Below are 12,606 nucleotides of genomic sequence, written 5' to 3'. Positions count from 1 at the left end.
GTCTGCTCCGCACCCTCCATCGTCCAAGCGGACGATGTTCCGGACACATGGCCGTGACTGTTTGTCGGTCGAAGTAAGCGGAGGAGAAACGCATGAACTTCCAATGGAATAGTTCCATTACGCGTCGCACTGCCATCGGAATGGCTTCGGTAGCAGTCCTTGCCTTGTCTGCGGGCATTTCGCAGGCACAGGAGGTCGTCAAGATCGGCGGCATCATGTCGATGACCGGCGGTGGCGCTTCGATCGGCAAGACCGCTGAAGTGGGCTGGAAGCTGGCCATCGAGGACATCAATGCCGCCGGCGGCATTCTCGGCAAGAAGGCCGAGCTGGTGCTCGGCGACACCATGACCGATCCGACCCATGCGGTGGCCGAAGTGCGCCGCCTGATCGAGAACGAAAAGGTAGAGGCGCTCGTCGGCCCGGCAACCAGCCAGGAAACCATCCCTGTCGTTCCGGTTGCGAGCGAGAAGAAGATCGCCCAGGTTTCTTCTGCTGCCTCGACTCAGCTGACGCCCGAAGCTGGTCCGTTCCACTTCTCGGGCTCGGTCACTGGTCTCAACCAGATGAAGCCGAACATCGACTTCGCCATCGACGTTCTGAAGCTCAAGAAGCTGGCGCTGATTTCGGACAATGGCGGCATGTCCAAGGCTGCCGTGGTCGAGATCGTCGACTACCTCAAGTCGAAGGGCGTCGAGCCGACCGCAGTGCAGGAATTCGCCTTCCGCACCGAAGACATGACCCCGCAGCTGTTCCAGATGCGCAGCTCGGGCGCCGAAGCGATCCTTCTGATCAACTCGATCGGCGACGACTCGCGCAAGCTGCTCGAAAACCGCGCCGACATCGGCTGGGACGTGCCGGTTCTGGCCAACCAGACGATGACCAACTACGCCGTCGGCAACGTTGCAGTGGTCGGCGAAGACGCCTTCAAGGACGTCTACAGCGTGCAGTTCGTCGGCATGACCTATTGCCCGAGCGACCCGGTCGGCGAAAACGCCTTCGCCAAGTTCGCCAAGCGCGCAAAGGAACAGGTCGCCGACGTCGACCGCATGGGCGGTGCCTCGGCGCTGATCCCGTACTACATCCAGCCGATCGTGCTGGCGGCTGCCATCAACGGTTCGGGCAAGACCGACGGCGAGTCGATCGCTGCCTGGCTGCAGGCCAATGCCCCTTCCGTCCAGATGCTCACCGGCCCGATCCAGGCGAGCGACAAGAGCCACTTCCTGCCGGCGCCCGAGTCGATCAAGGTGGTCAAGAACCCCTACAAGCCGCGCGAAGACGGTCTGGTCGAGCGCGCCGACTGCGGCGCCTGATTTCCTTCTTCATCTGCTGAACGCGCGGGCCAGGTCGCAAGATCCGGCCCGTTTCGTTTGCACTCTGCCCAAGACTTGTCCACCACTGACACCATGTCAAAAATTCTACGCAATGCATTTCGAATTTGACGACGTGTCAATTTAATGACATAACTGTCGATATTAATCATTTCGCATTCGGGAGGAAGCGCGATGACCGGTTCGAGCCTACGCAGCATGACAACTGGATCGTCGTCCGTCCGGCATCTTGCCCGACGAGGTTTCCTCCCGCCGTCCTGATCGGCTGACGCCGGGCCGATACCAGGCCCTCGCCAATACAATCGAACTCATGACCTCCTGGCATGCACCGCGCAGCCGGGAACCGGTCCCGCACGCCCCCGTGCGGCGGATTTTGGGAGCTCCTGCCATGACTTTTCACGCCAGATCGATCGTCGAATTCGGCCATTTCCTCAACCGTGTCTCTGACAGCCTGATGAACGGCAAGCCGCTGCGCACCCCGCTCGAGCTGATCCGCGAGCAGTTCGACGCCTATGCCGCGGTGCTGGTGATCGAGGACCGCCTGCGCACCGGCGAGACCTACTACGCCTTTACCGAGATCGACGAGATGATGACCGACACGGCAGGCGCGGCCCTCACTCGCCCGGCGCAGCTCGCTTATCTCTCCGAACGCTGCCAGCCGATGTCGGCCACCTATGTGCCTACCGACGACACCGCCCGCTACACGCTGTGGGTTTTCCGCGACCGGTCGGACGCCAAATTCGACGATGAGGCAGCCTCGGTCGGCGAAATCCTTGTTTCGCAGCTGGCACGTGGCGTCGAGACGTCCTGGCGCATGGGCGCCACCGAGGTCGAGCGCCGTCTCTACTCCGACGTCATGGACAAGCTCTACGTCGGTGTCGTCATCCTCGACCATTCCGGCAAGATCGTCCGCGCCTCAGACGCGGCGACGCGCCTGCTCGAAGCCCGCGACGGCCTGCAGATCCAGGGCAACAAGCTGCGCGCCACCTCGGCCAAGGAAGACCGCGACTTTCAGACTGCGGTCAAGGCGGCCTTGCAGATGGCAGCCGACGACGCCGGCACGACTTCGCGGGGCCTGTCGCTGACCAAGCAGTCAGGCTCGCGCAATCTCGGCGTCATCGTCCGCCCGATCCGCGGCAGCAAGGATAACGCTGCCGCTGCCAACTCGGCGGTCGCTGTCTACATCCGCGATCCTGAAGCGAACCCGGAGGTCGAGGGCGAGCTCGTGCGCCAGCTGTTCGATCTGACGCCTGCGGAAGCCGCGGTCGCCCGCCGACTGACCGCCGGCTTGTCGCTCGAAGATGCCGCCACCTCGCTCGACATCTCCCGCAACACTGCACGTGCCCATCTGCGCTCGATCTTCTCCAAGAGCGGCATCACGCGCCAGACGGAACTGGTCCGGCTGGTGCTGAACAGCGCCGTCATCCTCGGCCACGGGCCGCGCCAGGCGGCCTGACAGGACATCCTCCCAACTCCCTGTCGACCCAAACTGAAAGCGCCGGCGGACAAAGTCCCCGGTGCTTCTTTTTCTTCTGAGCAGATAGAAAGCTTGTCCCCTCGACAAGAAAGGCGCCGCGGAACGGCGCCTTTCCTTGTCAGAACAGCGATTTCAGCTGTTCCTTGGCGTAGCCCACCCCTTCGTGGGCACGGCCTTGCCGGACTTTAAGCGCCCAGGCCGGATCGGCCAGTAGCGCCCGCCCGACAGCGAGGATGTCGAACTCGTTGCGTGCAAGCGGCTTCTCGATCACGTCGAGCGAAGCCGCCTCCGCCGCATTGAGCCCCGGCCGGTCGAGGCCGACGCCGCCGACGGCGATGACCGGCAAGCCGGTGATCTTCTTCGTCCAGCCGGCGAGCGTCACGTCACCCTCTGCCGCAAAACCCGGCTCCCATATGCGGCGTGTCGAGCAGTGCATGATGCTCACACCCGCGTCGACCAGCGGCTCCAGCACCTCGGCCAGTTCGCCTGGCGTTTCGCCAAGCACGGCCTTGTAGTCCTGCTGCTTCCATTGCGAATAGCGGAAAGAGATCGGGAAATCGGGGCCGACCCTGCCGCGCATCGCCTCGATCACTTCCACCGCGAAGCGTGTGCGCTCGCGCCGGTTGCCGCCATAGCGGTCGGTTCGGCGGTTGGACGTCGCCCAGAAAAACTCGTCGATCAGATAGCCATGCGCGCCGTGGATCTCGACGCCGTCGAAGCCAAGCCGCTGTGCGGCTTCCGCCGCATCGGCATAGGACTCGATCACCTCGAGGATTTCAGTCTCGGTCATCGCCCTGGTGGCTTCCGGATGGCCGGTGAACGCGTTGGTGTTCTCCGATGGACCGACGCCCGGAACACCCGGCTGCGGCGCCATGGCCGAGTTGCGGAAGCTGCCGGTGTGCCAGAGTTGAGGGAATATCTTGCCACCGGCGGCATGCACTGCAGTGCGCACTTCGGCCCAGCCGGCCAGTGCCGCTTCGCCGGCGAAAAAAGGCACGCCCTCATAGCTCGGCGCCGTGGGGTGGCCGATATAGGTCGCCTCGGTGATGATGAGGCCGACCTGGTTCAGCGCCCTTCGCGAGTAGTAGGCGGACACCTTCTCATGTGGCACGCCGTCGGCGCAGAAATAGCGCGACATCGGCGCCATCGCGATGCGATTGGCAAGCTCCAGGGGGCCGATCTTGATCGGCTGGAACAGCTTGTCAGCGATCAGCCCATCCGAAGTCTTCTCAGCGCACACGGTTACCACGGATTTCATTGCCTCTTCGCATGGTTTCAATGAAGGTTTCGAGTGGCACCGGTTCCGGCAGGGCCTCATCAGGGCCCGAACGCGACCAGAACTCTTTCCATGACGGAAACAGCTCATGGAACGAGCCTTCATAGGGCTCGCGGCCCGGCCAGCGCATCTTGCGCGAGCCGACCGGCGGCTTGTTGAGGTCGGTGGCATACCAGTAAAGCGGCTGGCGGCGGCGGAAGAACCAGCGGCCGTCGATGCGCTCATAGCGGTCGTAATACATCATCTGCATGATGACCCACTCGGCGCCGCATTCGTGCTCGTTCTTGGAATAGACGACGCCCACTGCATTGTCCGCGTCGACGAACTCGATAATGGTCGAGCCGACATGATGCGAGGTGCCGTCGAACTGCTTGCGCATCGTCTCGTCGAGCCAGTCGCGCAGGGCCGCCCTGCCCGACTTGCCGCCGCCGACCTTGACATCGGGCGCAAACAGCGAGGCCATCGCGTTCATGTCGCGCATGTCGAGCGCCAGCGAATATTTGGAAATCAGCTGGCGAATCTCGTCGCGCGACTCGAGCCTGTCCAGTCGCGCCAGGATCTCCGCCTGCGCGTCACCAGTCTTGTCCATTGTCACCTCCGGTGGCCGAAGCGCCGTGCGCCTCAGAAGTAGTAGCGGCCGACCATGTCGGCGACGCAGGCCGGCTTGGCCGAGCCTTCGATCTCGATGGTCACCCGCACCGTCGTCTGCACGGCATTGCCAGGCAGAAACTCGGCGTTGACCAGTTCGCCCGTCGCCCGCACCTTGGAATTGACCGGCACCGGCGCCGGAAAGCGCAGCCGGTCGCAGCCATAGTTGATGCCCATCTTCATGCCCTCCGCCTTGAACAGGTCGGGCAAGAAGCCGTTGATCAGCGAAAACGTCAGGCAGCCATGCGCAACCGTTCCGCCGAACGGGCCGTCCTTGGCGCGCACCGGATCGACATGGATCCACTGGTGGTCACCGGACGCCTCGGCGAACATGTCGATGCGCGCCTGGTCGATGGTGAGCCAATCGGTAGATCCGAGGTTCTGGCCGATGGCATCCACTGCCTCGTTGGGCGAGGAGAAGACGAGGCCCATGATCAGGCCCTCTGGCTGGAGACGGAGACGATCTCGCCGACCATGTAGCCGGCATAGTCACTGGCAAGGAACATCATGACATTGGCGATTTCCCACACTTCCGCCGCGCGGCCAAAGGCTTCGAGGCTGGTCAGCGCGTCAAGCTGTTCCTGTGGCGCCGACTTCTTGAGGAAGTCGTGCATGGCAATCGACGGAGACACGGCATTGATGCGGATGCCGTATTCGGCTGCTTCCACCGCCGAGCAGCGGGTGAAGGCCATGACTCCGGCCTTGGCCGCGGCATAGTGCGACTGGCCTTTCTGAGCGCGCCAACCGAGCACGGAGGCGTTGTTGACGATGGCACCCTTGCCGCGCGGCTGCATCTTCTTGAGTGCGGCGCGTGTCATGCGCATCGTACCGGTCAGGGTGACGTCGAGCACCAGGTTCCATTCGGCGTCGGACATTTCCACTACGGGCTTGAGGCCACCGAGACCGGCGTTGTTGATCAGCACGTCGATGCCGCCGAGCTTGTCTTCAGCCGTATCGACGAGCGACTGCACCTGCTCCTCGTCGGTGACGTTGCAGAGCTGACTGTAGATCTCGACGGTCGGCGAGAGTTCGCGCAGCTTGTCGGCCGCTTCCGCCAGGCGCCGTTCGTGGACGTCGGAGATCATGATGGCGCGGCAACCTTCCTCGATCGACTTGCGGGCTGCAGCGAAGCCGATGCCGACGCCGGCAGCCGCGGTAATGAGCACCGAACGGCCCTTGAGCAGGCCATGGCCTTCGACATAGGGCGGGGCGGGAAGGATCTTGGTGGCGGTCATGTCCGGGCGTCCTGATCTGGTTACTTCTTGAAGTCGGCGTCGCGTTTGCCGACGAAGGCGTCACGCGCCTCCTGCGATTCCTGGGTGAGATAGGCTTGGGCCGTGAACCCCTGCTCCCAGCGGTATTTCTTCTCGAGATCGCCATCCTCGATGCCGTTCAGCGCCTCTTTGGCGAGACGGATCATGATCGCGCTCTTGGCGGCGATGGTCTTGGCGAGCTTGAGGGCGGCATCTCGCAGCTCCTCGCGCGGCACCACCTTCTCGACCGCGCCGAGACGATAGGCTTCCGCAGCGTCGATCGGCTCGCCGGTGAAATACATCTGGCGCACCTTCTGCACCGGAAACAGGCGCTGCAGATGCGCGCCGGCGCCGAGCGCGCCGCGGTCGACCTCTGGCACGCCGAAGGTCGCGTCAGGCGAGCACAGGACGATGTCGGCCGAGCCGCAAATGCCGATGCCGCCGCCGAGGATGTAGCCATGGGCAGCCACGATCACCGGCTTCAGGCCGCGATGGATGGCGCGGAAGGTTTCCCAGTTGCCGGCATTCACTTCGGGAATGCGCTCCGGGTGCTTCTGAAGTTCCTTGATGTCGACGCCGGCGCAAAAGCCCCGCCCCTCGGCACGGATGACGATTACGCGGACATCGGCATTGGCGTTGAGCGCGTCGATCTCCTGCGAAAGCCTGCGCCAGCCGATACTGTCGAGCGCATTCACCGGCGCGTTCTCGATCACCAGTTCGGCAATGCCGTCCTCGATTTTGATCCAGAATTGGTCGCTCATCGAATTCTCTCCAATCAATTGGCGGCGACGAGCGCCGAGATGGCCTTCAGCCGCGCTTCCGCCTCGCTGACGATGCGGGCGATCAGCTCTTCGCAGCTTTCGAGCCTGTCGATCATGGCAGCGGCCTGGCCGGAAGGCAGCAGGCCGGTTTCTGTGTTGCCCTCGACCACGCCGCGTTGCACCAGCGTCGGCAGGTTCGGCGCCATCACGGTCTGGGCGAAGCTGTTCTCGCCGCTCGACAGCACCTTGAGGCCGAGCTTGGCCATGGCGATCGGGCCAAGCCCGCTCTCCTTGCCCCACTGGCGTGCGTACTTCATGCTCATGGCGAGGCGCGCCGGCAGGCTCATGTTTTCGAGGCGCCTGATCTCGGCGTTCTCGATGAAGCGCTGCGGCAGACCGTCGACGGCAGTGGTCGTGCGGATGAGTGTCGGGTCCTTGGTCGCGAGATAGCGATCCAGCGCCGAGCGCGGCACCGGCGATTCCTTGGTCATCAGGAAGCGCGTGCCCATGGCGATTCCGGCGGCGCCATAGCCGAGAGCTGCAGCAAGGCCGCGCCCGTCGAAGAAGCCGCCGGCGGCAACCACCGGAACGTTCACGGCGTCGAGCACCTGGGGCAAAAGGATGGTCGTCGGCACAGCACCGGTATGGCCACCCCCCTCTCCGCCCTGGACGGTGATGATGTCGGCGCCAAGTTCGACCGCCTTGACCGCGTGCTTGACCGCGCCAACCGTCGGCATGCAGACGACGCCTGCATCCTTCAGCCGCTTGATCGTCTTGGCGTCAGGCCCGCGGCCGTAGCTGACGGCCCGCACCTTGTGCTTGATGACCACCGAGATGACTTCCTCGGCATTGGGCTGGAACATATGGAAATTGACGCCGAACGGACGGTCGGTCTTCGACTTGATCGCGAGAATCTGGTTCTCGACATCGCCCGGCTCGGTGGTGGCACCTGCGAAGAAACCGAAGCCACCGGCATTGCAGGTCGCGGCGGTGAGGTTTGCATCGGCCACCCAGCCCATGGCTGTCTGCACCACCGGATAGCGGCTGCCTAGGCGTTCGCACAAGACGGTATGCAGGCTCATGGGCATTCTCTCTCGCTGGAAGTTCCGGCGACCGCCCATCGGCCAATGGCAGAAGGGCGATCGCACTGTCTCGTTTCAAATGATGCGCCGCACAAAGCGGAACATCGTCTGAATGAACTAACGAAAACGATCAGTAGAAGACGCGTCCGCCGTTGACCATCAAGGTCTGGCCGGTGATGAAGCGCGACTTTTCGCTCGACAGGAAAATCACAGCATTTGCAATGTCTTCCGGCTCGCTCAGTTCACCGAGCGGAATGGCGTTCTTGGCCCGCTCATAGGCATCCTTGGGGATGCGCTGCATGGCGCGCGTATTGGTCGGGCCCGGGCAGACAGCATTGACGTTGACCTTGAACGGCCCGAGTTCGCGGGCGAGCGCGCGGGTGAAGCCGAGCACGCCGGCCTTGGCCGAAGCGTAATCGACGGTACCGATGTCGCCGTTCATCGCCGAGTCCGACGAGATCGACACGATCTTGCCCGAGCGTCGCTCGCGCATGTCCTCGACCACCTGGCGTGTGCAGGTCAGCGTCGTCATCAGCGACACGCCGATCACGAACTGCAGCGTCTCGGGTTTGGCCTGCCAGAACTCGGAGTAGTTTTCCCGCGCGGTCTGGCCGATGTTGTTGAGCAGCATGTCGACCGGGCCGAGGTCGCGCTTGATGCGGACAAAGCTCTCGGCGACGACCTCCTGATCCATCATGTCGCCGACCAGGGGCAGCGCTTTGACCTTATGGGCGCGCACCAGTTCGGCGGTTTCGGCCAGTGCTTCGGCCTCGCGGTCGAGGATCGCGACATCGGCACCTTCCTGGGCATAGGCGATTGCCGCGGCGCGGCCGATGCCGTTGCCGGCACCGGTCACCACGGCAATCTTGCCGGCGAATTGTCTCTGGTCATTCATGCTTTCGCTCCCTCAGGAAGTCCTGGTCTGTGAACTGGTTTGGATGTCAGCCGTGACGGCCGAAAAGCGTCAGGGCCCGGTAGGACAGGTCGTCGGGTCCCGGCTGGCCAGGCGGACTGCCGGCAGCGAAATCCTTGTATGCATCGGCGTCAACGACGCGCCTGGTCGACCAGTCGAGCGTGATCGAGCGTCCGAGGAAGCGCCACTCGCCAACATCCCTCCGGTAGCGGTCGAGGCTGCGGCTGCCTGTGATCACTTCATGAGCGTCGGGGCCGTGGGTGCGGTGATAGTTGATCTTGTAGACCTCGCCCTCGGCGCGGTCGCCATCGACCTCGAAGCTGGTGTTCACCACGTAATGCGCGGTCGCGGCATAGTTCGACAGCGCCTTCTCGACGAAGGCCATATAGTCGTCCGGCCCGCCCACGAACATGTCGCCATGCTCCTCGTAGGCTTCGTCGTGATAGAGGCTGCGCAACAGCTTGAAGTCGCGCCGGTCGACGGCGCGCGAATAGGCCGTCACCAGTCGCCGCAGCGCCTCGCGCGCAGCGATCTCCTGAAGATCTGCCTCCCTGATGCCCATGCCAAATTTCCTCCCTGGCCCAGGTGCGTCCTTGCCTGTTACAGCTTGCCGCGCGGCTCCCTGGGCATGCCGAGCCCTTGCTCGGCAATGATGTTGAGCTGGATTTCGTTGGTGCCGCCGTAGATCGTGTCGGCGCGAGCAAAAAGGAACATCTGCTGCAGGCGTTCGCGGCGCGGATCGTCTGAAACGACGTTGGCATCCATCTTCAGCACGTCCATGGCGAGCCGGCCAAGGTCGCGGTGCCAGTTCGACCACTGGTACTTGTAGGTCAGAGCCTCGCGCCGCGTTTCCGGCGACTGGTCGTCACTCAGTACGCGCATGGCCAGGTAACGCATGGCGCGCAGGCCGGTCCAGGCATAGGCGACGCGTTGGCGGATGGCGGGCGAGCGGTCGGAGCCATTCTCCTTTGATATCTCGACGATCAGGTCGAGTTCCTGCTGGAAGCTCATCTGCTGGCCGAGCGTCGAGATGCCCCGCTCGAAACCGAGCAGCGCCATCGCGATCTTCCAGCCGTCGCCGGGTTGTCCCAGAACATCATCAGCCTTGGCACGCGCGCCATCGAAGAACACCGAATTGAACTCGGCGCCGCCACCGATCTGCTTGATCGGATGGATTTCGACGCCCGGCTGGGCGAGCGGCATCAGCAGAAAGATCAGGCCATTGCGGCCGACAGACCCCTCCTCGCAGCGTGCCACGACAAAGATCCAGTCGGACAGATGCGCCAGCGAGGTCCACACCTTCTGGCCGGACACGACCCAATCGCCTGTTACAGGGTCGAGCCTGGCGCGGGTCTTGATGTTGCCGAAATCCGAACCGGCGCTCGGCTCGGAATAGCCCTGGGCCCAGAACTCTGTGCCGCTCCGGATGCCTGGCAGAAAGCGCTTTTTCTGCTCCTCCGTGCCAAAAGCGATCAGCGTCGGCCCCATCAGGCCCTCGCCGATATGGCCTATCCGGCCGGGACCGCCGGCGCGGCTGTACTCTTCCTGGAACGCAACCTGTTCGGCGACGGACAGTCCCCGGCCGCCGTATTCGGCAGGCCAGCCCGGGCAGGTCCAGCGGCCGGCGGCGAGTTCGCGCTCCCATTCCTTGCGCAGTTCCGGCAGGACGTCGCCCTCGCCCGAACCGCCGCGATATTTCAGCTCGGCAAACTTGCCGCTGAGATGGCTTGCCATCCAGTCGCGCACCTCAGTGCGGAAGGCGTTCAGGTCGCTCATTTCACACCTCCGTCACCGAAGACAGATGCGGCAATGCGGTCGAGTTGCGCCTCACGCGCGCCAAGCAGCGCGGCATTCGCCTGCGCCCGCTTGAAATAGAGATGAGGGTCGTATTCCCAGGTGAAGCCGACGCCGCCATGCAGCTGGATCGCCTCCTCGGCGGCTCGGAACTGCAGGTCGGAGGCGAGCACGCGCGCCCCAGCGATCTCCAGCGCGCTTTCTGCTGCGTCGGAAATGCCCAGACCTTGAGCGGCTCCGAAGATCAGCGACCGCGTCTCGGCAATTTCGACCACCAGCTTGGCGCAACGGTGCTTGATCGCCTGGTACGAGGCAATGGTGCGGCCGAACTGAACACGCTCGGCGATGTAGGCGAGCGTCACCTCGTGCGCGCCTTGCGCCGCGCCCAACTGTTCGGCGGCAAGTCCGAGATTGGCAAAGGCCAGCGCTTGCTGGAACTGATCGGCGCTGACGCCCCCGTCGTCGATGCGGCTCTCAGTGGAAACCTCGAGCGCCACATCAAGCGCAGCGATTGGACGCGTTCCGTCGAGCACCTTGAGCGGAATGACGGTCTGGCCCGCGTCGTGTGACAGCGCAAACACGGCCGTTGATCCATCTTCAAGCTGCGCCGGCACCAGCACGACATCGGTGACCTCAAGGTCGATGACCTGCGCGACCTTGCCGTCCAGCCTGTAGCCACCGTCGGTCCTGACAGCTTTGACCGCAACCGTCGCCGCCGGATCGGCCACTGAAAGATCGGCATAGGCGACGGTCACGGCCATTTCGCCCGCGGCTATGGCGCCAAGATACTTCGCCTTGGCGGGCTCGCTTCCGGCCGACTGCAGAAGTGGTGCCGCCAGGCACACCGTCGACCAGAATGGCACGCAGGCAAGGCGTGCACCTGTGAGTTCCATCAGGATTGCCACCTCGGTGGCGCCCAGCCCCAGTCCGCCGAATTCTTCCGGGACAGCCATCGCGCACCAGCCGAGTTCACGCGAAATGCTGGTCCACAGACCGGCATCATGGCTCGCGCCGGTGTCGACGATCAGCCGGATCGCCTCGGAGGAAGACTGTTCACGCAGGAAGCGCTGGGCTTCCTCGCGGATCATCTGCTGGTCTGGTGTGAATTCGAGCATGCGGTCCTGTCGGGCACGGATTGGAGCGGCGCCGCTGCGCCTGAAGTGGCAAAGCGCTTCATGCCGGATGCCACCGGCCAGCGCCAGCAACATCGTCCAAATGTGGGATGCTGGTGCTTGGCCCGCCCTAGTCTACTCGCCTGAGACGGCCGGCGCGAAGCGGTCGCGTTTTGCACTGGAGGAGACTATGGCGCTCAAGCGTTTCGACAACAAGGTGGTGCTGATCACCGGCGCCGCATCCGGCATCGGCCGCGCGACCGCCCTCCGCCTGGGCTCCGAGGGGGCAATACTGATCCTCGCCGACCGCAATGTCGAAGGCGCAAGACAGGTCTGCGCCACCGCGGCCGCGCAATACGGTGTCCGCGCCGACGCCATCGCCTATGACGCAGCCGACAGCGCCTCGGCGCGCCGGATGGTCGATGACGCGCTGGCGCTGCACGGCCGCCTCGATTGTCTCATCAACAATGCCGGCATCTACCGCCGCGAGCATTTCGCCAACCAGACCGGCGAAGACTGGTCGCTGGTGTTCGGCATCAACCTCGAAAGCGTTTTCCACATCGTGCATCAGGCGCTGCCGGCACTCGTCGCCTCGCGCGGCAATGTCGTGTCGACGGCGTCCACCGCCGGCCTGCAAGGCATCGCCTATGCCGCAGCCTATGCCGCATCCAAGGCCGGCATCATCGCCATGACGAAGTCCCTGGCGACGGAATATGCCCCCAAGGGCGTGCGCTTCAACGCTATCTGCCCCGGCCGCGTCCGTACCGAGATCGGCACCGGACTGCAGCCGATCGAGGACCAGAACCCCGACATCATGGTCAAGCCGCCCAAGCTCGCCGGCAAGGAAAGCGGTGAACCGGAGGATATCGCCAGCGCCTTCGCTTATCTCGCCTCTGACGAGGCCTGCTTCGTCACCGGTGCCGTGCTGGTGATTGACGGCGCCCAGACTGTCGGCTGAGCGT

The 12,606-nt window shown here is 63.9% G+C and carries 13 protein-coding genes; 3 read left to right on the top strand and 10 right to left on the bottom strand.

All coding sequences use genetic code 11. The features are described 5' to 3' along the window. Positions 1–140: 140 nt before the first annotated feature. Positions 141–1,310 carry an ABC transporter substrate-binding protein gene (locus tag SLT36_RS15910; protein ID WP_432283493.1) on the top strand — a complete coding sequence of 390 codons (1,170 nt, stop codon included), beginning with the start codon at positions 141–143 and terminating at the stop codon, positions 1,308–1,310. A gap of 406 nt (positions 1,311–1,716) precedes the next feature. Then, positions 1,717–2,784: a helix-turn-helix transcriptional regulator gene (locus tag SLT36_RS15905; RefSeq protein ID WP_432283492.1), complete on the top strand. Its 1,068-nt coding sequence runs from the start codon at positions 1,717–1,719 to the stop codon at positions 2,782–2,784. A 139-nt stretch (positions 2,785–2,923) separates the two neighbouring features. Here the strand turns inward: SLT36_RS15905 and SLT36_RS15900 are convergent, their stop codons facing one another. From SLT36_RS15900 to SLT36_RS15855, 10 genes are all read right to left on the bottom strand, one after another. After that, positions 2,924–4,063 carry an NADH:flavin oxidoreductase gene (locus SLT36_RS15900; RefSeq protein ID WP_432283491.1) on the bottom strand — a complete coding sequence of 380 codons (1,140 nt, stop codon included), beginning with the start codon at positions 4,061–4,063 and terminating at the stop codon, positions 2,924–2,926. Then, positions 4,035–4,670 carry a nuclear transport factor 2 family protein gene (locus SLT36_RS15895; protein ID WP_432283490.1) on the bottom strand — a complete coding sequence of 212 codons (636 nt, stop codon included), beginning with the start codon at positions 4,668–4,670 and terminating at the stop codon, positions 4,035–4,037. Before SLT36_RS15895 ends, SLT36_RS15900 begins: the two co-directional genes overlap by 29 nt. 32 nt (positions 4,671–4,702) lie before the next feature. Beyond that, positions 4,703–5,161, bottom strand: a complete 459-nt coding sequence (locus SLT36_RS15890; protein WP_432283489.1) for a MaoC family dehydratase — start codon at positions 5,159–5,161, stop codon at positions 4,703–4,705. A gap of 2 nt (positions 5,162–5,163) precedes the next feature. Next, a complete protein-coding gene (locus tag SLT36_RS15885; protein WP_432283488.1) occupies positions 5,164–5,964 on the bottom strand; it encodes an SDR family oxidoreductase in 801 nt (266 codons plus the stop codon). A 20-nt stretch (positions 5,965–5,984) separates the two neighbouring features. Beyond that, the gene (locus SLT36_RS15880; RefSeq protein WP_432283487.1) at positions 5,985–6,743 is read right to left on the bottom strand and encodes an enoyl-CoA hydratase family protein; all 759 of its coding nucleotides are present in this window, start codon (positions 6,741–6,743) and stop codon (positions 5,985–5,987) included. A 14-nt stretch (positions 6,744–6,757) separates the two neighbouring features. Continuing rightward, entirely contained in the window at positions 6,758–7,825 is a 1,068-nt protein-coding gene (locus tag SLT36_RS15875) for an NAD(P)H-dependent flavin oxidoreductase (protein WP_432283486.1), read from the bottom strand. Positions 7,826–7,955: 130 nt separating this feature from the next. After that, positions 7,956–8,720, bottom strand: a complete 765-nt coding sequence (locus SLT36_RS15870; protein WP_432283485.1) for an SDR family NAD(P)-dependent oxidoreductase — start codon at positions 8,718–8,720, stop codon at positions 7,956–7,958. Between the two features lie 46 nt (positions 8,721–8,766). Continuing rightward, positions 8,767–9,300, bottom strand: coding sequence for a nuclear transport factor 2 family protein (locus SLT36_RS15865; RefSeq protein ID WP_432283484.1), 534 nt, complete (start codon positions 9,298–9,300; stop codon positions 8,767–8,769). Positions 9,301–9,338: 38 nt separating this feature from the next. Then, positions 9,339–10,514, bottom strand: coding sequence for an acyl-CoA dehydrogenase family protein (locus SLT36_RS15860; protein WP_432283483.1), 1,176 nt, complete (start codon positions 10,512–10,514; stop codon positions 9,339–9,341). Then, positions 10,511–11,647 (bottom strand): acyl-CoA dehydrogenase family protein, encoded by a 1,137-nt coding sequence (locus SLT36_RS15855; RefSeq protein ID WP_432283482.1) that lies wholly within the window; start codon positions 11,645–11,647, stop codon positions 10,511–10,513. Before SLT36_RS15855 ends, SLT36_RS15860 begins: the two co-directional genes overlap by 4 nt. A 187-nt stretch (positions 11,648–11,834) precedes the next feature. Between SLT36_RS15855 and SLT36_RS15850 the strand changes: the two genes are divergently transcribed. Continuing rightward, positions 11,835–12,602 carry an SDR family NAD(P)-dependent oxidoreductase gene (locus SLT36_RS15850; protein WP_432283481.1) on the top strand — a complete coding sequence of 256 codons (768 nt, stop codon included), beginning with the start codon at positions 11,835–11,837 and terminating at the stop codon, positions 12,600–12,602. The last annotated feature ends 4 nt before the right edge of the window (positions 12,603–12,606 follow it).

It is taken from the genome of Aminobacter sp. BA135 (assembly GCF_050859125.1).
Lineage (GTDB): Bacteria > Pseudomonadota > Alphaproteobacteria > Rhizobiales > Rhizobiaceae > Aminobacter > Aminobacter ciceronei.
The sequence above is the reverse complement of the archived record's forward strand: the minus strand, read 5'-3'. Positions and strand labels throughout refer to the sequence as shown.